This window comes from Streptomyces sp. S.PB5, assembly GCF_030403745.1.
Taxonomy (GTDB): domain Bacteria; phylum Actinomycetota; class Actinomycetes; order Streptomycetales; family Streptomycetaceae; genus Streptomyces.
In genome coordinates, this window is record NZ_JAQMWP010000005.1 from 378,494 (window position 1) to 398,721 (window position 20,228).

The 20,228-nt window shown below is 71.0% G+C and carries 18 protein-coding genes; 8 read left to right on the plus strand and 10 right to left on the minus strand.

From position 1 onward, the window contains the following. Positions 1-382: 382 nt before the first annotated feature. The 4 genes from PH203_RS15655 to PH203_RS15670 form a co-directional block, all read right to left on the minus strand. The gene (locus PH203_RS15655; RefSeq protein WP_289920553.1) at positions 383-853 is read right to left on the minus strand and encodes an ATP-binding protein; all 471 of its coding nucleotides are present in this window, start codon (positions 851-853) and stop codon (positions 383-385) included. 508 nt (positions 854-1,361) lie between these two features. Next, complete coding sequence (locus tag PH203_RS15660; protein WP_289920728.1) at positions 1,362-2,234, minus strand: acyl-CoA dehydrogenase family protein; 873 nt, start codon at positions 2,232-2,234, stop codon at positions 1,362-1,364. Between the two features lie 8 nt (positions 2,235-2,242). After that, complete coding sequence (locus PH203_RS15665; protein ID WP_289920554.1) at positions 2,243-3,376, minus strand: acyl-CoA dehydrogenase family protein; 1,134 nt, start codon at positions 3,374-3,376, stop codon at positions 2,243-2,245. Further along, entirely contained in the window at positions 3,376-4,608 is a 1,233-nt protein-coding gene (locus tag PH203_RS15670) for an amidohydrolase family protein (RefSeq protein ID WP_289920555.1), read from the minus strand. Before PH203_RS15670 ends, PH203_RS15665 begins: the two co-directional genes overlap by 1 nt. A 99-nt stretch (positions 4,609-4,707) precedes the next feature. On the opposite strand from PH203_RS15670, the gene PH203_RS15675 reads away from it, so the two are divergent. Next, positions 4,708-6,219, plus strand: a complete 1,512-nt coding sequence (locus PH203_RS15675) for an AMP-binding protein (RefSeq protein WP_289920556.1) — start codon at positions 4,708-4,710, stop codon at positions 6,217-6,219. On the opposite strand, the gene PH203_RS15680 is transcribed toward PH203_RS15675, so the two are convergent. Further along, positions 6,203-6,715: an EF-hand domain-containing protein gene (locus PH203_RS15680; RefSeq protein WP_289920558.1), complete on the minus strand. Its 513-nt coding sequence runs from the start codon at positions 6,713-6,715 to the stop codon at positions 6,203-6,205. The genes PH203_RS15675 and PH203_RS15680 overlap by 17 nt on opposite strands. A gap of 164 nt (positions 6,716-6,879) precedes the next feature. Here PH203_RS15680 and PH203_RS15685 point away from each other — a divergent pair, with 164 nt between their 5' ends. Beyond that, a complete protein-coding gene (locus PH203_RS15685) occupies positions 6,880-7,185 on the plus strand; it encodes a hypothetical protein (RefSeq protein WP_289920559.1) in 306 nt (101 codons plus the stop codon). Between the two features lie 225 nt (positions 7,186-7,410). Here the strand turns inward: PH203_RS15685 and PH203_RS15690 are convergent, their stop codons facing one another. After that, complete coding sequence (locus PH203_RS15690; protein WP_289920560.1) at positions 7,411-7,791, minus strand: STAS domain-containing protein; 381 nt, start codon at positions 7,789-7,791, stop codon at positions 7,411-7,413. 343 nt (positions 7,792-8,134) lie between these two features. Here PH203_RS15690 and PH203_RS15695 point away from each other — a divergent pair, with 343 nt between their 5' ends. Together PH203_RS15695 and PH203_RS15700 are read left to right on the plus strand one after the other, a co-directional pair. Then, positions 8,135-8,716 carry a sigma-70 family RNA polymerase sigma factor gene (locus tag PH203_RS15695; RefSeq protein WP_289920561.1) on the plus strand — a complete coding sequence of 194 codons (582 nt, stop codon included), beginning with the start codon at positions 8,135-8,137 and terminating at the stop codon, positions 8,714-8,716. Then, entirely contained in the window at positions 8,713-10,200 is a 1,488-nt protein-coding gene (locus PH203_RS15700; RefSeq protein WP_289920562.1) for a zf-HC2 domain-containing protein, read from the plus strand. Before PH203_RS15695 ends, PH203_RS15700 begins: the two co-directional genes overlap by 4 nt. Before the next feature lie 107 nt (positions 10,201-10,307). Here the strand turns inward: PH203_RS15700 and purU are convergent, their stop codons facing one another. Together purU and PH203_RS15710 are read right to left on the minus strand one after the other, a co-directional pair. Next, the gene (gene purU / locus PH203_RS15705) at positions 10,308-11,189 is read right to left on the minus strand and encodes a formyltetrahydrofolate deformylase (RefSeq protein ID WP_289920563.1); all 882 of its coding nucleotides are present in this window, start codon (positions 11,187-11,189) and stop codon (positions 10,308-10,310) included. Between the two features lie 143 nt (positions 11,190-11,332). Continuing rightward, positions 11,333-11,833: a hypothetical protein gene (locus PH203_RS15710; RefSeq protein ID WP_289920564.1), complete on the minus strand. Its 501-nt coding sequence runs from the start codon at positions 11,831-11,833 to the stop codon at positions 11,333-11,335. 117 nt (positions 11,834-11,950) lie between these two features. Between PH203_RS15710 and PH203_RS15715 the strand changes: the two genes are divergently transcribed. After that, the gene (locus tag PH203_RS15715) at positions 11,951-13,258 is read left to right on the plus strand and encodes an ABC transporter substrate-binding protein (protein WP_289920565.1); all 1,308 of its coding nucleotides are present in this window, start codon (positions 11,951-11,953) and stop codon (positions 13,256-13,258) included. A 39-nt stretch (positions 13,259-13,297) separates the two neighbouring features. On the opposite strand, the gene PH203_RS15720 is transcribed toward PH203_RS15715, so the two are convergent. Both PH203_RS15720 and PH203_RS15725 read right to left on the minus strand, forming a co-directional pair. Further along, on the minus strand, positions 13,298-15,124 hold the full coding sequence (locus PH203_RS15720; protein WP_289920566.1) for a hypothetical protein: 1,827 nt from the start codon (positions 15,122-15,124) through the stop codon (positions 13,298-13,300). Between the two features lie 202 nt (positions 15,125-15,326). Then, positions 15,327-16,712, minus strand: a complete 1,386-nt coding sequence (locus tag PH203_RS15725) for a transcriptional regulator (protein ID WP_289920567.1) — start codon at positions 16,710-16,712, stop codon at positions 15,327-15,329. Positions 16,713-17,019: 307 nt separating this feature from the next. On the opposite strand from PH203_RS15725, the gene PH203_RS15730 reads away from it, so the two are divergent. Genes PH203_RS15730 through PH203_RS15740 form a run of 3 tightly spaced genes read left to right on the plus strand, consistent with a single transcriptional unit; the run spans position 17,020 to position 20,080 of the window. Beyond that, positions 17,020-17,682 carry a bifunctional DNA primase/polymerase gene (locus tag PH203_RS15730; protein ID WP_289920568.1) on the plus strand — a complete coding sequence of 221 codons (663 nt, stop codon included), beginning with the start codon at positions 17,020-17,022 and terminating at the stop codon, positions 17,680-17,682. Positions 17,683-17,717: 35 nt separating this feature from the next. Beyond that, positions 17,718-18,491: an ABC transporter ATP-binding protein gene (locus tag PH203_RS15735; RefSeq protein WP_289920569.1), complete on the plus strand. Its 774-nt coding sequence runs from the start codon at positions 17,718-17,720 to the stop codon at positions 18,489-18,491. Beyond that, entirely contained in the window at positions 18,488-20,080 is a 1,593-nt protein-coding gene (locus PH203_RS15740; protein ID WP_289920570.1) for a transporter, read from the plus strand. Before PH203_RS15735 ends, PH203_RS15740 begins: the two co-directional genes overlap by 4 nt. Positions 20,081-20,228: the final 148 nt, after the last annotated feature.

The following is a 20,228-nucleotide window of genomic DNA, read 5'->3' on the forward strand; positions in this document are numbered from 1 at the left end:
AAGGCCGGACGGCGGCGCCCCGACACACGCCCCGAGCACGGTGTCCGCGCACCGCCGTCCGCTTCCGGCGCTCCCTCCCCCACTCTCGACTTCGCTCGAGCGGGAGGGACCCCCATCGGCTCCTCCTGGCCCTGAGGGAACCGACGCCGCACAACGACCCACTCTCGACAAGGGCTTCCGTCACCGAAACCCTCGTCGTCCCCTCGCGGCGAATCGCTGACCACAAGCGTGAGCAGACGGACACGTGGCGTCAACACCGGTGCGGGGTTTTATTACTTGCGCCCTTTTTGTCACGGGCGCGCACGGAAGCACATCACGGCGCACCGCCTCTCGCCCCACCGGCGAAACCGGGCCGCTCTGCACCCGTGCCCCGGCCGCGCGGCTACACGGCCTCGTACGCGAGCCCTTCGTACCCCTCGAAGGCGGAGGCGCCGCCGACGAAGCCGCCCGAGGACTCCTGCCGCTCCGCGGACCGGTCGAGCTCGCACCAGATGCGTTTGCCCGCACCCTCGGGGCTCCAGCCCCAGCGGTCGGCGAGCCCGTCGACGAGGGCGAGTCCGCGGCCGCCGGTGGCGTCACCGTCGGCGCAGCGCGGCACCGGTGCGCGGCCGCTGGTGTCGGCGACCTCCAGCCGGACGGTGGCCTGTTCGTCCCCGACGCCGGGCAGCGACAGCCGCAGCACGGCCGGCCGGCCGGTGTGCACCACGGCGTTGGTGACCAGTTCGGACACGAGCAGGATGAGGGTCTCGGCGAGCGGCTCGTCGACCCCTACGCCGGACCCGGCGAGCCGCGAACGAGCCCACCGCCGGGCTCGCCCCACCTCTGTGGGGTCGGGCCGGATCTCCAGCTGCATTTGAAGCACCTGCACCGCTCACACCATCCGAACCGGCAGACACATAGCCTCGCGCCTCACGAGGGCCACGATCGTAGCCATTTTTTGCATGGCCAGGACAATGGCCAAAGCCAGGATCACTGAACGTGAATCCCTTACGAGACAGCATGGTTGACGTACAGTCACCCCAACAAGCGCTTCGGGCATATTCCAGCGCGAAGGAGTACCCGGCTGGCATACTGTGCGACGCTCGTTGCGGGGAGTCGAACAGGCGGAGGCCCACGGCCCGCCGGCCCTGCGAGAAGCGGCGCGCACCGGCACATCCGGAGCCGCCCCGGAGGCAACACCGGCATCGATCGTGCTCGGCACCACTCGCATCCCACAGAAGGTACCGGAGCGGGCCCACGACTCCAGGCCGTGACGGGTCACGCATAGGACACAACCCGATATCAACGCTCCGTAATTCCGGTATGCCACAATCCGCGACATCCGGAGGGCGGTCTTCTACGGCACCGCAGCCCAGCCCCTGTCAGGCCGTCAGATCGGCCGCGAGCAGCTCCTCACTCTCCGTACGGCCACCGCCACGCTGCGCCCGCACCCATGCCCGTTTCAGATGCAGATGCACCTCGGACTCCCAGGTGAAGCCCATACCGCCGTGCACCTGGAGGCAGTCACGGGCGCCTCGCACGGCCGCCTCGTCGGCCAGCAGCCGGGCCGCGGCGATGTCGACCGGGGCGCCGGTGACGGCGGCGGCGTACACCGCCGCGCGCGCCACCTCCGCCCGCACCAGCAGCTGCGCGCAGAGATGCTTCACGGCCTGGAACGCCCCGATCGGCTGCCCGAACTGCTCGCGCGTCCGGGCGTGTTGCACCGCGAGCTCGCGCACACGCGTGGCCGTACCGAGTTGCTCGGCGGCGGTGAGCAGTACGGCGACGCGGCCGCCGCCCCCCTCCGCGCCCCCGGCCACCCGGTGCAGCGGCGTCAACGGATCCACCGACCGCAGCGGTACGACGCCACCGGCCTCCCCGCGGACGACATCGGCGGCGTCCAGCCACTCCACCAGTCCCCCGTCCACGGCCGCCACGACCACCGACCCGTCGGCCGCCCCCGGCACCACCCCTGCCGCGAGATGCGTGGCCACCAGGGGACCGGGCAGCAGCACCCGCCCCGCCTCCTCGAAGGCCAACACCGCCTCGGACAGCCCGAGTCCGACCCCGCCCTCGGCCTCCGGCACGCGCAGCGCGAAGAACCCGGCCGCGCCCAGCTCCCGCCACAGCGCCCGGTCAAGCCGCCCCGGCGCGTCCACGGCCGCCCGCAGCGTCTCGCGGTCGAAACGCCGGGCCAGCAGCCCCCGTACGCCGTCCCGCAACGCCCGTTGATCATCGGTGAGTTGGAAACGCACTGGTACAGTCACCGCCCCTTCGGCAGCCCCAGGATCCGTTCAGCCACGATGTTCTGCTGGATCTGCGAGGTGCCGGCGGCGATGGTGTACGACAGGGAGGACAGCCGGTCGAGGACCCAGGGCCGGTCGAGGTCGAGGGCGTCGGGGCCGAGGACGTCGGCGGCGGCGTCGTACAGCTCCTGCCGCGCGTGCGAGTACCTCAGCTTGAAGACCGAACCCCCGACGCCGGGGACGCCCCCGGTGGTCTCCGCCTCGCTCACGTTCCACTGCGTCAGCCGCCACAGCGCCCGGAACTCGGCGTTGAGCCGCCCGAGCCGCCGTCTGAGCTCCGGCTCGTCCCACCGCCCGTTCTTCCGTGCCTCGGCGGCGAGTTCACGCAGGACCCGTCGGCACGCCACCACTTCGCCCACGAAGGCCGTGCCGCGCTCGAACGACAGGGTCACCATGGTCACGCGCCAGCCGTCGTTCTCCTCCCCGACCCGGTTGCCGACCGGCACCCGCACCTCGTCGAGGAACACCTCGGCGAACTCGGCCGACCCGGCGAGGGTCCTGAGCGGCCGTACGGTGATCCCCGGCGCGTCCATGGGCATGGCGAGCCAGGTGATGCCCCGGTGTTTCGCGGCCGCCGGATCGGTACGCACCAACAGCTCGCACCAGTCGGCCACTTCGGCGTGCGAGGTCCAGATCTTGGAGCCGGTCACGACGTACTCGTCGCCGTCCCTGCGCGCGCGTGTCCGCAGCGCGGCGAGATCCGACCCGGCGTCGGGCTCGCTGAACCCCTGGCACCACACCTCCTCCCCGCGCAGGATCGGCGGCAGCCACCGCGCCCGCTGTTCGTCGCTCCCCTCGGCGGCGATGGTCGGCCCGGCGTGCAGCAACCCCACGAACCCGGCGCCCACATAGGGCGCCCCGGCCTTCTCGGTCTCCTCCAGGAAGATCAACCGCAGGGTCGGCGAAGCGTCCCAGTGCACCTCCGCGTACCCGGCGTCGTACAGCATCCGCTGCCAGCCCATGTCGTACGCGCGCCGCGCGGGCCAGTCGTCGGGAGACGGCTTGGCCGGAAGCGAGGGCAGGACCCTGGCCAGCCACTCCCTCAACCGCCCCCGGAACTCCTCCTCTTCGGGCGAGCAGGAGAGCTCCACTACCGGCCCCGATCCATGTCCCGATCCGTGTCCCGGTCCCGGTCGAGATCAAGGCCGAGCATGCGGATGGCGTTGCCCCGCATCAGCTTGTAGACGGTCTCGTCGTCGAGGCCCTTCACATGGTCGAGGGCGACCTCCTTGGTGTGCGGGAAGGTCGAGTCGACGTGCGGATAGTCGGTCTCGAAGGTGGCGTTGTCCCGCCCGACCACGTCCAGGGACGCCACCCCGTGCTTGTCGCGGAAGAAGCAGCAGAAGATCTGCCGGTAGTAGTACGTCGACGGCGGCTCCGGGATGAGATCGCGCACCCCGCCCCAGGCGCGGTGCTCCTCCCAGACGTCGTCGGCGCGTTCGAGGGCGTACGGGATCCAGCCCATCTGGCCTTCGCTGTAGGCGAGTTTGAGCCGGGGGAACTTCACGAGCACCCCGCTGAACAGGAAGTCCATCATCGAGGCCATGGCGTTGTTGAAGCTGAGCGAGGCCTGGACGGCGGGGGGTGCGTCGGGGGAGGCGGCGGGCATCTGCGAGCTGCTGCCGATGTGCATGTTGACGACGGTGCCCGTCTCCTGGCACACGGCGAAGAAGGGATCCCAGTACCCGGAGTGGATGGAGGGCAGCCCGAGGTAGGTGGGGATCTCGGAGAAGGTGACGGCCCTGACGCCCCGCGCGGCATTGCGCCGGATCTCCGCGACCGCCAGCTCCACGTCCCACAGAGGGATCAGGCACAGGGGAATGAGCCGTCCGCCGCTGTCCCCGCACCACTCCTCGACCATCCAGTCGTTGTAGGCGCGGACGCACGCGACCGCCACTTCCTTGTCCTGCGCCTCGGCGAAGGTCTGCCCGCAGAAGCGCGGGAAGGTGGGGAAGCACAGGCTCCCCTCCACATGGTTGAGATCCATGTCCCTGAGCCGCTCGGCGGGATCCCAGCACCCCCGCCGCATCTCCTCGCGGGTGATCCCCTCCAGGGTCATCTCGTCGCGGTCGAAGCCGACGGCGGCGATGTTCCGCTTGTACGGGAATTTCAGATCCTCGTAGATCCACCAGTCGGTGGGCGGACCGTCGGGGTCCATCGTGATCTGGTACTTCCCGCCCACATAGGCGAGTTCACCGATTCCGGCGGTGAGCGGCTGCGGTCCGCGGTCCTGGTACTTGGCGGGCAGCCAGGTCTTGAACAGGTGCGCGGGTTCGATCACATGGTCGTCGACGCTGATGATGCGGGGCAGTTCGGTCGGCATGATCCCCTCCGCCGGACGGTGTTCACCTGACAGGCACTATCTGATGGATCGTCAGATAGCATGTCACCTGACGAGTCGTCAGCCAAGCAGGGGGCACCCGTGAACGAGACCCCGCACTCCCTGAGCTCCGCCCGCACCCTCTGGGACCTGGTCGCCCGCCGCGCCGGCCTCACCCCCGACCGCCCGGTCCTCCTCCAGGACGACCGCACCCTGACCTTCGGCGAACTGCGCGCCCGTGCCGAGCGCGTGGCGGCGGGGCTGTACGACATGGGCGTACGCCCCGGCACAGTGGTCGCCTGGCAGCTGCCCACGCGCATCGAGACGGCGGTACTGGCCTTCGCCCTGGCCCGCCTGGGCGCCGTGCAGTCGCCGGTCATCCCCTTCTACCGCGACCGCGAAGTCGGCTTCGCACTGAGGGAGTCGAAGGCCGAGTACTTCGCGGTACCGGGCGAGTGGCGGGGCTTCGACTACACGGCCATGGCACGCCGCCTCGGCGCGAAGGGCGTCTTCGAGGCGTACGACGACGTGCCGGAGGGCGACCCGTCTCTGCTCCCCGCCCCGCCCGCCTCCGGCACCTCGGTCCGCTGGATCTACTGGACCTCGGGCACGACCTCGGACCCCAAGGGCGTGCTCCACACGGACCGTTCACTGATAGCGGGCGGCTCGTGCCTGGCCCACGCCCTGCACCTCTCACCCGACGACGTGGGCTCGATGGCCTTCCCGTACGCGCACATAGCCGGCCCCGACTACACGGTGATGCTCCTGCTGTACGGCTTCCCGGCGGTGATGTTCGAGCAGTTCGCGCTGCCGGACGCGCTGGCGGAGTACCGCAGGCACGGGGTGACGGTGGCGGGCGGTTCGACGGCGTTCTACACGATGTTCCTGGCGGAGCAGCGCAAGCAGCCGGAGGAGAAGGTCATCCCGACGCTGCGACTGCTCGCGGGCGGCGGGGCGCCGAAGCCGCCGGAGGTGTACCACGCGGTCGTACGGGAGATGGGCGTCCAGCTGACGCACGGGTACGGCATGACCGAGGTACCGATGATCACCATGGGCTCGCCGGACGACACGACGGAGAACCTGGCGACGACGGAGGGCCGCCCGCCGGAGGGCATGGAGATACGGATCGTGGACGGCGAGGTGCGGCTGCGCGGCGAGGCCGTCTGCCAGGGCTACCTGGACCCGGGCCAGACGGCGGAGGCCTTCGACGAGGAGGGTTTCCTGCGCACGGGCGACCTGGGAACGGTGACGGACACCGGCCACCTCATCCTCACCGGCCGTCTGAAGGACGTGATCATCCGCAAGGGCGAGAACATCTCGGCGAAGGAGATCGAGGACCTGCTGGCCGCGCACCCGGCGGTCGGGGACGTGGCGGTGATAGGCCTGCCGGACGCGGAACGCGGGGAACGGGTCTGCGCGGTGGTGGAACAGCCGCCGGGGGCACCGGAGTTGACCCTGCCGGCGGTCGTGTCCTATCTCCGCGCGGAAGGGCTGTCGGTCCACAAGCTGCCGGAGCAGCTGGAGGTGGTGGACGCCCTTCCGCGGAACGAGACGCTCAGGAAGGTGTTGAAGTACAAGCTGCGCGAACGCTTCTCGGTCACTCGGGAACGGTGAAGTAGCGGGCGAAGGCGGAGACGATCTCCTCCTCGCCGACCTTGCCGTCGCCGTCGGTGTCGAGGGCGCCGGCGGCGGCTCGGGCGATCTCCTCTCCGACGCCGAGGATGCGCAGCACACGCGCGGTGTCCTCGACGGTGGCCGCGCCGTCACCGTCGGCGTCGGCGATGGCGAGAGCCGCGTGCAGGAAGGGCCGGGCGATCTCGGCGAACCGCTCCGGGTTGTCCCGCAGCCGCTTGACGGCCCCGCCCACGAACTCCTCCCGGGTGATCCGCTGATCCCCGTCCCGGTCCGCTATCCCCGCCATGCCCTGCCAGAACGCCTCCGCGCCGACATACAGGGCCTGACCCTTGTCCGACCTTGCCGCCGTACCGAACTCCGCAAGCAGCCCCTTGGCCGCCACACTGAAATCCGCCCGGTCGATGTATCCGTTGCCGTCCTGGTCAAAGGTGGCGAACCGGCCGGCGATCCTGCGCTCGTACTCGCTGCTGACCATGTCTTCTCGGGCCGCCTTACGTCACGTGGGGTGCATCTCGATCGGAGCGTACGACGACCGGGCGGGGCGGGGAGCGGGAAAACGTCTGTTGTGCCAAGACCGGGGGAAATTCGGGACAACGATGTGGCAGTGGCCCCGTGTGATCCACTGGGGCCGTGGAGGCAATGGCGGCAAGTGTCATAGCGGTACTGGGAACCCTGCTGGGCGTCGGACTCACCCATGGGTTCCAGCAGCGGTCGGTGGCCCGACAGGAACGCTTCGCGCGCGACGAGCAGCGCAGACAGGAGCGGCTGGAGGCATACAGCGTGTACGCCGGCGCCCTCGTCAACTACCGGCGTGCCGTTGTGCACCGCTGGTTCGCCGAGCACGAGCCCGACCGCGAGGACGAGGTCCAGCCGGCCAGGCTACGGGCGTACGAGCTGCGCTCAGTGGCCCAGGAGGCCCTGTTCCGGCTCCAGATGCTCTGGTGACGGGCTTTGTGAACCTTTCGCGAGAGCGACTGAACTGACGAACGGCATTCACAGGCCCTACCGGGGCTGGGCCTCTGGGCGCCGGGGACGGAATCTCAGCCCGTCCGGCGTTTGAGGACGAGGCCCGTTCAGGGCCGACAGCGGGGTCTGGGGGCGGCAGCCCCCAGGTACGGGACGGGTAGGGGCGGCGGGGGCGAAAAAAGGTCGGGGCAGGTCAACCGTGGCTCACGCCGACAACGGATCCGCGTCCTCCGAGACCGCCGTCTCCAAGGTCAGGTGGACGTCGAACAGCCGCCGCACCCCCAACGCCCCCAGCACCCGGTTGACATGGGACCCGTCCACCGCCCCCTGCGCCGGCAGGATCAACCGCAACTGCCCCTGACAGGACCGGATGAGCCGCCGGGCGGCTATGAGGACACCCACACCACTGGAGTCACAGAAGAAGACCTCGGAGAGATCGAGGACGAGACTGTGGCGACCCTCGGCCACCGCGTCGTGCACCCGCTGCCGAAGCACCGGCGACGTCACCAGATCCAGCTCGCCCGACACATGAAGCACGGCCCACTCCCCGTGCTCGCCGCCGGTCACGTTGAACGCCACCACCACGCCCTTCGCTCGCCGGGACTTCCCGGACCCGAGAACAGCCCGGAAACGGAAGCGCCTCCTACGCTTCCTTGCAGCGCGGCTGCCCACCGGCGGTTCCCTGAAACCCGACCCAAGAAACGGAAACCGATCAGAAGAGGCTTGTTTTAGTCGCCTTCGATCCTGTTCGATCGGGGATGGGCACACAGTGGACGGGTAGCCGAAGTTCCACTAGCACCCACCGCTCCCCCGGGGGCGCGCATTGCGACAAAGGGGCGTGCACTGTCGGACGTGCCGACTACATTCGAGGAGACGGTGGGTTCAGGCTTGACGAGGACGAGCACAACGGCGAAGGCGAGGGAGCCGCATGGCGAAGAAGGACGCACCTCCCCGCTGGGACCGCAAGATGCAGCAGCGGCTCGCACGCGGTGAGGCGGCCGCCCTCGGCGAGCTCTACGACCGCTTCGCCTCGCTCGTCCACGGCCTCGCCCACCGCGTCCTGGGAGACGAGCGCGCCGCCGACGGCATCACCCGAGAGGTCTTCGCCCACGTCTGGGAGCACCCCGACGCCTACGACCCCAAGCAGGGCCCGCTGCGCACCTGGGTCGCGACCCTGACCCACCGCCTCGCCGTGCAGCGCCTGCGCGCCACCGAGACCGCCGCCCTCGCCCAGGCCGGCCACGGCTCCACCGAGGAACTGGAGCGCAAGGTCCGTCACGCCTCCGTGGCCGCCCGCGCCGACTACATCGTCACCTCCATGCCCGCCCCACTGCGCGCCGCCCTGGAGCTGGCCTACTTCCAGCGCCGCGACTACCGCCAGACCGCCGCCGACCTCGGCGTCACCGAGGACGAGGCCCGCCGCCGCCTCCGCCTGGGCCTCCAGCTCCTCGCCACGGCCCACGACACCGGCACCCCCGGCGCACCTCCCGGCTACGGAGGCGCGGCATGAACGAGGCGAACCGCTACGAGGCGTACGACGAGCACGAGGGACCGGAGAAGCCGGAGGAGAAGGAGGAAAGGGAGGAAAGGGAAGGACACCAGGGGTACGAGCCCTACGGCGGCGCGGCGAAGAAGGACGACAAGAAGGACGGCCCCGCGCGCCCAGGAGCCCCCGGCAGCGCACAGAACACAGCCGGCGCGGAGTACACAGGCGGCACAGACGGGCCGAACGGCCCCAACACCCCGTCCGGCAGCGGCACCACCCCCGACCGCCCCGACGAACCGCCCCGCATACCGCTCCCCCGCGCCTCCGTCGAGGACACCGGCCGCCCCCTCCCCGCGCTGGAGACCCCGCCGGCACCGCCCACGCCTCCGGCGCCCCTGGTCCTGGAACACCCGGTCCTGAAGTCGCTCCTCGGCGCCTGGGCGCTGGCCGCGTGCTCCCCGGAGGAGACGGCGGCCGTGGAGGACCACCTCGGCGACTGCGGCACCTGCGCCGACGAGGCGCTGCGGCTGCGCGGCGCGGTCGGCCTGCTCCACCCGCCCGAGAGCCTCGACCTCGACCCGGGCCTGCGCACCCGCGTCCTGGAGGGCTGCCTGGACCGCCGCCCGCCCCGGATACCGGTGCCAGAGTGGGCGGCACCGTACGACGCCGAGACCGCCCGCCTCGACGCACTGCTGCGGGACATGGGCGACGCCGAGTGGCACGCGCCCGTACGCCTGCGCTGGTTCGAGGCCGACGAGGCGACGAGCCGCCGTACGACGGTCGCCGGTGTCATCGCCCATCTGCTGACCGTCGACGGCCTGGTCGCCCTCGCCCTCGGCCTCGACGACCCCATGGGGGAGATCACCGCGGACTCCGCGGCCCCCGCCGTCCGCACCGAGGCGTACTGGCGCGGCTCCCACTACCCGCCGACCCGCTCCGTCCGCGCCCCCTGGCGCGAGCAGAGCCACGACCTCGTCCGGACGGTCTCCTTCACCGGCGGCGGCACCGGCAAGCTCTCGGTGTCGTACGGCGACTTCGAACTGCCCCTCCACGACGCCATGCTGGACCGCGCCTTCGAATGCTGGGTCCACGCGGAGGACATCGCGGAGGCGGTCGACTACCCCTACGCCCCGCCGTCCCCCCGCCACCTGAACCGCATGATCGACCTGGCGGCCCGCATGCTCCCCACGACGCTGGCGGTGCGCCGGCGGTCGGGGCTGGCCTCACCGGCCCGGGGCCGCCACCTCGTTCCTGCGGGAGAGCCGGGTCGCAGCCTGCGCCTGGAGATCGAGGGCCTGGGCGGCGGCGAGTGGCTGATCCCGCTGGACTCCCCGGCTGCGGTGGGCTCGGCGGAGTTCGAGGTGGCGCACGTGGCGCTGGACGGCGTGGAGTTCTGCCAGCTGGCCGCCGGTCATGTGTCGCCGGAGGAGGCGGCCGCGGGCCAGGTGGGCGACCGGGAGGCGATCAGGGACGTCCTGTTCGCGGCGGCGGCGCTGAGCAGGATGTAGGGGCGGGTCGGGGCGGCGGCTCCGCCGCGTGGGCGCGATCAACCACGAACCACCCGCAGCCGCCCCACGACCCGACGCCCCGAACTCTCAGGCGCTCTCAGGCGCTCTCAGGCGAAAACGACCGTCCGTCGCCCATTCAGCAGAATCCGCCGCTCCGCATGCCACTTCACAGCCCGCGCCAGCGCCTGGCACTCCACATCCCGCCCGATCGCGACCAGCTGGTCCGGCGTGACGTCATGTCCCACCCGCTCGACCTCCTGCTCGATGATCGGCCCCTCGTCGAGGTCGGCGGTCACATAGTGCGCGGTCGCCCCGATCAGCTTCACACCGCGCGCATGCGCCTGGTGATACGGCTTCGCGCCCTTGAAGCTCGGCAGGAACGAGTGGTGGATGTTGATGATCCGCCCGCTCAGCTGCTTGCAGAGATCGTCGGAGAGCACCTGCATGTACCGGGCGAGAACGACGAGTTCCACACCCTGCTCACGCACCAGCTCAAGGAGCCGCGCCTCGGCCTCGGCCTTGTTCTCCTTCGTCACCGGAATGTGGTGGAAGGGAATATCGTACGAGCCCACGAGCTCGGCGAAGTCGGTGTGGTTGGACACCACGGCGGCGATCTCCACCGGCAGCGCGCCGATACGGGCACGGAACAGCAGGTCGTTCAGGCAGTGCCCGAACTTGCTGACCATGAGGACGACCCGCATCTTCTCCTCGGCGAGATGGATCTGCCAGTCCATGTGGAAGGCGTCACCGATCGCGGCGAAGCTCGCCCGCAGCTTGTCCACCGTCACCGGCGCCTCCGCCGAGAAGTGGACGCGCATGAAGAACAGACCCGTGTCGTGGTCGCCGAACTGCTGGCTGTCCTCGATGTTGCAGCCGGTCATGAAGAGATAGCTCGACACGGCGTGCACGATGCCCTGCTTGTCGGGGCAGGACAGGGTGAGGACGTACTGCTCGGCGGGGGCCGCGGCTCCGGTGGACTGCTCGTTCATGCAGGACAGGGTCCCATATCCACCGGCACCGCAGAGAACACGTCCGTCACACGGAACAGCTCACGCGGAACAGCCCGCGCGGCACGGTTCGACGTAACGGCCCAGACGTGACGGCTCAGACGTGACGGCTCAGACGTGACGGCTCACGCCGACCGCGTCATGATCTGCAGGATGTGCAGCGAGCGCGGCGGCTGCTCGGGGTCCTCCCCGTCCGCCGCGGCCATCCGCACATGCGCGTCGCGCGCGGCCCGTACCGCCTCGGGCCACCCCGGGTGCTCCATGTACACGGAGACGGGGGCGTCCGGCCCGACCTGGTGCATGATCCGCAGCACCCGCAGGACGGCGGTGTCGACGAGGGCCGCCTCCTGGGAGTCCCGGAAGATCGTGCCGACGTATTTCTCGGCGGACCAGTTGTCGAGCCAGGTGTCCTCGACGAGGCGGTACACGGCGTCGGTGACGTCCCCGTACCCCTCGACTCCGGCCAGCCAGACCTCCTGCTGGAACCCCGGGTCGGAGAGCATGTGCAGCGCGGAGCGCACATTGCTGCGCCAGCGCCACCACGGCATGTCGTTCAGTGGCATGCCGCCCATGGTGGATGAGCGACGGCCGCGACGGGAAGAGTTCTCCGAACCTTGCACGGTCATCGATCGTACGTTCCTCGTCACACCGCCCTCACCGCCCCCCGTAATTCACCTTCGCGTCACCAACCGTTGACCGTAAGTCACTCCCTGGTTGGTCATGTGGCGGAAGCGTGTGGGCACATGACCGGCAGGCGACGCATCCGCAGCACCTTCCTTCTCAAGCTCCACCGGCCAGCCAGAGCCACCGCCCTCTCGGCGGGGGCACTGGCCGCGTGCGCTTCGCTGACCGTCGGTTGCGGGGTCATCCCCGGTGCCACGGGGGGCTCCGGGGACGACCCGATCAAAGTCATGACCTGGGCCCCGATGGGCACCGAGGCCACCAACAAGCCCGGTATGCCGGCCTTCGCACAGGCCTACGCCCGCTGGATCAACTCCCGCGGCGGCATCAACGGGCGCAAGCTGACCGTCCTGATCTGCAACGACCACAACGACACCGTGAGCGCCGCGAAGTGCGCCCAGCGTGCGGCCGACGAGAAGGTCGCCGCGGTCGTCGGCTCCTACAGCCAGCACGGCGACACGTTCTTCCCGACCCTGGAGAGCGCCGACATCCCCTACATAGGCGGCTACGGCATCACCAACGCCGAGCTGGACAGCGTGGTCTCCTACCCGGTCAACGGCGGCCAGCCCAGCCTGCTGGCCGGTCTCGGCAAGGAACTCGGCCGCAGCTGCGGGCCCGTGGCCCTGGTGCGCCCCGACAGCATCGCGGGCGACGAACTGCCCACCATGATCGACTCCGGCCTGAAGCTCGGCGGTCACGCCGCGGTGGCCGACCAGATGGCCGCCGAGGACGCCACCGAGTACTCGGCGCAGTCCGAGCGCGCCCTGAAGGCGACCACCACCGACCCGGCGAAGAAGGGCTGCGTGGTGCCCGCCCTCGGGGACCGCACCACCACCTTCATGGACTCCTTCCGCCGCGCCCGCGAGGACTATCCCGACGTACGCACCGCGACCGTCCTCGGCAGCGTCGACCAGACGGTGATCGACGCGACGGGCGGGGCGTCGGGGCCGTACGAGGGGTCGTACATGACCGGCTGGTACCCGGTGGCGACCGACAAGCGCTGGGACGCGATGAAGAACGTGATCAAGAAGCAGGCCTTCGGCGACAACCGCATCGACCCCGCGGACGCCGGAGTGCAGACCACCTGGATCGCGTACACCGTGTTCAAGGCCGCCGTCGAGTCCCTCGGCGACGGCGAGGTGACGTCGACGGCGGTGCGCAAGGCGCTCGACAACGGGCTGAAGGTCGGCACCGGCGGGCTGACCCCGACGCTCAGCTGGGGCTACGAGAACGGTCTCACCTCCGTCGGCCTGCCACGCCTGGTCAACACCGAGGTGACCCTGCAGTCCGTACGGCAGGGCCGCCTCGTGGCCGTGCGCAGGGGCTTCACGGACGTACGGAAGACCCTGCTGAACGCCGAGGTGGGCTAGCCACCGGTCGGGGGCCGCGGGCGGCGGCCCCCGGCTCCGTCACAGCTGGGTGCGGTTGCGCTCGGTCAGGCCGTACTTCCTCGCGATCTGGTTCCACAGCTTGGCGGCCGCGATCTTCTGCGTACTGGCCTCGCCGCTCGCGGTGTTGCCGGCCGCGGTCTGCGGGGTGGTGCGCGCTTTGCCCTTCTTGCAGCCGTTCTTGCCGGCGACCTGCTCGGCCCAGGCCGCGTAGTGGTTGTCGGCCGACGCGGACGCCTTCCACGCCTTGTTGAGGGCGGTGGTCAGCTCGGCATGGTTCGGCAGCCGGTCGACGGACAGCGTGGCCAGCTTCGTCACCAGGTCGTTGCGCTGGGTGGCCGCGGCCCGCAGATCCTTCGCCGCCTGGGCGAGGTTGTTGCAGGCCTTCACATCCTCCACCGCACTGATCACCGACGCCCGGCTGTCACCGCTGTCGGCCAGCAGCTTGTCCAGCTCGACGGCCTGCGCCTCGACCGGATCGGCGGACGGCGAGGCGGACTCGCTCGCCGGGGCGGTCGCGGAGACGGTCCTGCTGTCGTCCCCGCTGTCGTCGCCCCCACCACCGCCGAGCAGCGCACCCGCGCCGATACCGACGGCGGCGATGGCGACACCGACACCCGCGATGAGCGGCACCCGCGAACGACTCCGGCCGCCACGACGGTCATCGCCATGATCCGCGTACGACGGCCCCGTGTGTACCGACTGCCCAGGGTGTCCCGCGTGCCCAGCGTGTCCCGCGTGCGGCGGCTGCGCCGACTCGAAGCGCGGCAGCAGCTGCGTGGCCTGCGCCGGGTTCTCCCCGCCCGGCCCGCTGCGAAAGAGACTGTCGAACTCGGAGGGCGGCTGCCGCTCCCCGTGCGCCCCGGGCACCGGCGCGATGTACTGCGTCGCCTCGGCATCCGGCCCGGAGACGGGCGGCAGCGGCCCGCCCCCGTGCGCGGGCATCTCGGGCGGCAACGCTCCCGGCGCGACCGGCGGGATGTACTGCGTCGCCCCCTCGCTCGCGGCCATGGCGACGGGCGGGATGTACTGCGTGGCCCCCTCATCGGCGGGAGGCAGGGGTACGCCGCCGACGGCACCGTGCCCGGCGGCCGGACCGTAGGGGTCGACGGCGGGCGGGAGGGGGGCGCCGACGGCGTTCTGGGCGTTCTGGTTCACCGGCGGCAGGTAGTACGAGGTGGGCTGATCGGTGTCCTGCGCGACAGGCGGCAGCGGCGCGCCCGGACCGCCGCCCTGCGGGGCGTGCTGCGGGGTGTTCTGCCCCACCGGAGAACCCACCGGCGGCAGGTAGTACGAGGTCGGCTGATCCGTGTCCCGCGCGACGGGCGGCAGCGGCGCACCCTGCACGCCCGAGCCACCGCCCTGCGGCGCGTTCTGACCCACCGGAGGACCCACCGGCGGCAAGTAGTAGGAGGTCGCCTGATCGGCGTCGTAACCGCCGGCCTGTGCCGGTGCCCCCTGCTGCGGTAGCGGCTGCGGCTGGGACGGCTGCGCGCCCCACTGGCCTTGTGCTTCACCGTGCGCCTGGCCCTGCGCCTGGTACGGGTCCTGGTACGGGTCCCGCGCACCCCACTGCTGCGGCTGCGGCTGCGGCGCGGCGCCCCAGCCCTCGCCCTGCTGCGGGGCGGACGTCTGCTGGTCGGGGCCCCACGGGGTGCCCCAGGACTGGCCGCCGGGCGGGGCCGACGGGGGCGGGGCCGCGGGGGCCGGGATGTGCGGGGCGGACTGGTAGCCGCCGGGTCCGCCCGTCTGGCCCGGCAGCAGCGGTTCGCCGCCGTCGGAGGGCAGCACGATGCCTTCGCGCGCCACGCGCGGCGAGGGCTCCTCGCCCTGTCCACTCTGCGTCACCGGGACTCCTACAAATGGGGGACCTTGTGAATCGTCGGCTCACGCTACCGGGTCCCCCGAGCCCGGTGCCACGCAGCACAGGACTGAACCACTGTCCCTGTGACCGCGCTAACAGAACCGGGCCCGCAACCGCTACATACGCCCTCCTTGCGCCTTCGGAACCTTCGTTTCCCGCCCGTTCACACCCGCTTCGCCAGGGGTTTCACGCCGCCGCCTGCAACTCCAGCCGAGCCCCGAACTCCCTTACCACAGGCTCGTCCCGGAACGGATCCAGCCGCTGCTGGAAGTCCTCCAGATACTCGGCGCCCCGGTTGGAGCGGACGGTCTCCAGCAGCTCCACGGCCTTCAGCCCCGTGTGGCAGGCCTGTTCGACCTCCCGCTGCTGCACCTGCGCGGTCGCGAGGAGCACGTACCCGATGGCCCGGCGCCGCGCCTTGGTCTCCGGGAGCCCGTCCAGCGACTCCTGGGCCCGCCGCGCCGCCGCGTCGGCCTGCCCGAGATCCCGGTGGCAGTGCGCCAACTCGTCGGCCAGATACGCCTCGTCGAAGTGCGCGATCCACGCCGGGTCGTCCCCGGACGACGGATCCGCCGCCTCCAGCGCGCTCACCGCCCGCCCGGACGCCGACTGCGCCGCCCGCGCATCGCCCATCAACGCGTGCCCGCGGGCCTCCGCCGCGAAGAACATGGACTCCGCGCGCGGGGTCACCCGCCCCCGCGCCCCTTCCTGCGCCGCCCGCGCCAACTGCGCGATCTCCCGCGGGTTTCCGAGCTGCGCGGCGAGATGGCTCATGGACGCGGCGAGTACGTATCCGCCGTACCCCCGGTCCCCGGCGGCCTGCGCGAGCCGCAGCGCCTGGATGTAGTACCGCTGCGCCAGCCCCGGTTGGCCGGTGTCGATGGCCATGTACCCGGCGAGCTCCGTCAACCGTGCGACCGCGGCGAACAGTTCACGCCCGACGGCCTCCCGGTACGACCCGGCGAGCAGCCCGGAGACGACACTGTTGAGGTAGTGCACGACCACCGGACGCACATGTCCGCTGCCGTACTGGTGGTCGAGGTCCACGAGGGCCTGCGTCATCGCCCGCACGGCCGCCACGTCCGACTGCCCCACCCGGGGCCCCGCCGAACGCGCCACCTGCGAATCGGGCGACGAGATCAGCCAGTCCCGGCTCGGCTCCACGAGCGCGGACGCCGCGACGGACGAGCCGGACAGGAAGTCCCGCCGCCCCACGTCACTGCGCCACAGCTCACAGACCTGCTCGATGGCCCCCAGCACGGTCGGCGAGAACTGGAGACCCACGCCCGAGGCGAGGTTCTTGCCGTTGGCCATCCCGATCTCGTCGATCGTGACCGTACGGCCGAGTTTGCGGCCCAGCGCCTCCGCGATGATCGCCGGCGCGCGCCCCCTCGGCTGCTGCCCGCGCAGCCAACGCGCCACCGACGTCTTGTCGTAGCGCAGGTCGAGGCCGTGCTCGGCACCGCACATGTTGACCCGGCGGGCCAGCCCGGCGTTCGAGCAACCCGCTTCCTGGATGAGCGCCTGCAGCCGTTCGTTCGGCTGCCGCGCGACGAGAGGCCTTGCGGCCATTGGCGTACCCCCTGTGGCTGCGGTGCCTGCCCACGCACCGAGTTGACGTGTCTTCCACGACCGGATCTCGCCGAGGTGAGCCAAAAGTTCCGGCCGTGAAGATCAATGCCCCGCGGACATACCGAAAATGCGAGACATGCGAGGATTGCCGGGGTAAATAACGGAAGCCACCCCGCATGTGGCTACCCAGTTCCCGCCACAGATCCTCCCGCGCGCCCCCACACGTGCATCCATGCGCCCCAGATGCGGAATCGATGCGCTTCCCCCGCGCGCGGTACCCCCGTAACCCCAGGTGTATGCGGTAGTTGTGTTCAGCGTGGAAGAGACGATCGCGAGCACCGAAGCCGCCCAGATTCCGAAGCAGCGCGGGGAATCCCTGCTGGAGACAGCCGTACGCTACGCCGAGGAACGCCACTGGGACGTCTTCCCCGGCACCTGGCTGGAAGCCGTCGACGGGGTGCAGCAGTGCTCCTGCGGCGACGCGGCGTGCGCCGCGCCCGGGGCGCACCCCGCGCGGGAGGACTGGGCGACGCAGGCGACCGGCAGTGCGACCGTCGCGCGCCGTCTGTGGTCCAAGCAGCCGCTGTCCTCGATCCTGCTGCCGACGGGGCGGACGTTCGACGCGATCTCCGTTCCGGAGACGGCCGGGTTCCTGGCGCTGGCCCGGATGGAGCGGATGGAGCTGACGCTCGGGCCCGTGACCTTGTCGCCGGACCGCCGGATGCACTTCTTCGTGCTGCCGGGGGCGTCGGTGAAGGTGCCGGAGCTGGTACGGAAGCTCGGATGGGCGCCGACGTCTCTTGATCTGGTGGCGCTGGGCGAGGGCGGCTATGTCGCTGCGCCGCCCACCCGTTACGGCTCGCGCGGCGCGGTGCAGTGGGCCTGCCGGCCCACACCCGCCAACCGGTGGCTGCCCGACGCCGAGGAGTTGATCTCGCCGCTCGCCTACGCGTGCGGGCGGGACCGATAAGCCCTGGGGAAGCCGCCCGGCCGTAGGGTTCTCGCATGACGTCGGCTGTGAGTGTGCGGGGGCTCTGGAAGCGGTTCGGGCAGCAGGTCGCCGTTGCCGGAATCGATCTGGAACTGCCTGCCGGAAAGTTCATCGGGCTCGTGGGACCCAACGGGGCGGGCAAGACGACCACCCTCTCCATGATCACCGGGCTGCTGCGGCCCGATCAGGGCACCGTCGAGGTCGTCGGGCACGACGTGTGGCGGGACCCCGTCGAGGTGAAGGCCCGGATCGGGGTCCTGCCCGAAGGGCTGCGGCTCTTCGACCGGCTCTCCGGGCGCGAACTCCTCGCCTACTCCGGGCGGTTGCGGGGGCTGCCCGGACCCGAGGTCGACAAGCGGGCCACGCAGCTGCTCGACGTCCTCGACCTCGCCGGGTCGCAGCACAAACTGGTCGTCGACTACTCGACCGGGATGCGCAAGAAGATCGGGCTCGCGGCGGCCCTGCTCCACAACCCCGAAGTCCTCTTCCTCGACGAGCCGTTCGAAGGCGTCGACCCCGTCTCCGCGCAGACGATCCGCGGGGTACTGGAGCGGTACACGGGATCGGGCGCCACGGTCGTCTTCTCCTCCCACGTCATGGAGCTCGTCGAGTCGCTGTGCGACTGGGTGGCCGTGATGGCCGCCGGACGCATCCGCGCCCACGGCCCCCTCGCCGACGTACGCGGCGACGCACCCTCGCTCCAGCAGGCCTTCCTCCAGCTCGTCGGGGCGGGCGGACGGGACACCGGGTCCGATCTCGACTGGCTGGGCGGCGGGGCGGCGCGATGAGTGCCGACGTCACCGCCGTCGTCGTACGACTGAAACTGTCGCTGTTGCGGAACGGACTACGGCAGTCCGGTGGACGGCGGGCCGCGTACGTCGCCTCGGCCGTCGTCACTCTTCTCTTCGCCGCGCTGCAACTGATCGGGCTGATCGCGCTGCGCGGACACGAGCACGCGCTGTCCGTCGTGGTGCTGCTGGTGGCGGTGCTGGCGCTCGGATGGGCGGTGATGCCGCTGTTCTTCCCCAGCGGGGACGAGACGCTCGATCCGACGCGACTGGTCATGCTGCCGCTGCGCCCCCGCCCCCTGGTACGGGCCCTCCTCGCGGCCTCACTCGTCGGGATCGGCCCGCTGTTCACGCTCTGCCTGCTCGCCGGGTCCGTGATCTCCGTGGCACACGGGGGTGCGGCGTACGTCGTCGGCGTCGTCGCGGTGGCGCTCGCGCTGTTGGTGTGCGTGGCGCTCGCGCGCGCCGTGGCCGCGGCCAACATCCGGCTGCTGACCAGCCGTAAGGGCCGGGATCTCGCGGTGCTCAGCGGGCTGGTCATCGCGATCGGGGCGCAGCTGGTCAACTTCGGGGCGCAGCGGCTGGGTTCGAGCGGACTCGAGCAGCTCGACCCGGTCGCGGAGGTGCTGAAGTGGGTGCCGCCCGCTTCCGCGATCGGGGCGGTGCAGTCGGTGAGCGAAGGTTCGTACGGCGTCGCGGCCGCCCAACTGGCGCTCAGCGCTGGAGTGTTGGCGGGCCTGATCGCCGTATGGGCCAGCCATCTCACCCGGCTGATGACCTCACCGGACGGGTCCACGCTGCAGGCCGCCGGTGAGTCCACCACGCGCGAGCGGGCGTCGACCGGGCTCGGGCGACTGCTGCCCGCCGGGCGCACCGGGACGGTCGTGGAACGGAGCCTCCGCTACATCTGGCGCGACCCCAAGACCAAGGCGGCATGGGTGACTTCGCTCGCGATCGGGCTGATCGTGCCGGTGTTCAACGCGCTGCAGGGCACCGGGTCGATCTACTTCGCCTGTTTCGCCGCGGGGATGCTCGGCATCCTGATGTACAACCAGTTCGGCCAGGACACCTCGGCCTTCTGGATGGTCGCGATGACCATCTCCTCGACCCGCGACGCCTACGTCGAACTGCGCGGCCGCGCCCTGGCCCTCCTGGTCATCACCCTGCCGTACGCCACGCTCGTGACCGTCCTGACGACAGCCCTCCTCGGCGACTGGCCCCGCCTCCCCGAGGCCCTCGGCCTCTCCTTCGCCCTCCTCGGCGCGATGCTGGCCACGGGCGCCTGGGCCTCCGCCCGCTTCCCCTACTCCATCCCCCAGGAGGGCTACAAGAACGTCGCCCCCGGCCAGACCGGCCTCGCCTGGATCTCCGTCTTCGGCGGCATGGTGGGCGCGGCCCTGCTGTGCGCCCCGGTCATCGCCCTGACGATCTGGCTCCACGTCAGCGAGGGCGGGGACAACTGGAGCTGGCTGCTGCTGCCGGTGGGCGCGGGCTACGGGGCGGCGATCACACTGCTGGGGCTGCGGCTGGCGGCGCCGAGGACGGCGGGGCGGTTGCCGGAGATCTTGGCGGCGGTCAGCAAGGGGTGACTTGTGGCGGGCGGTGAGGGGGATTTGTGGCGGGCGGAAAGGGGGGATTTGTGGCCGGCGGTTTTTGTGACGGGCAGGACTTTGTGGTGCGGGGGCTGTGTGGTGCGAGGGCTGTGTGGTCCTGGGGGCTTCGCGGCCCGGGGCCATG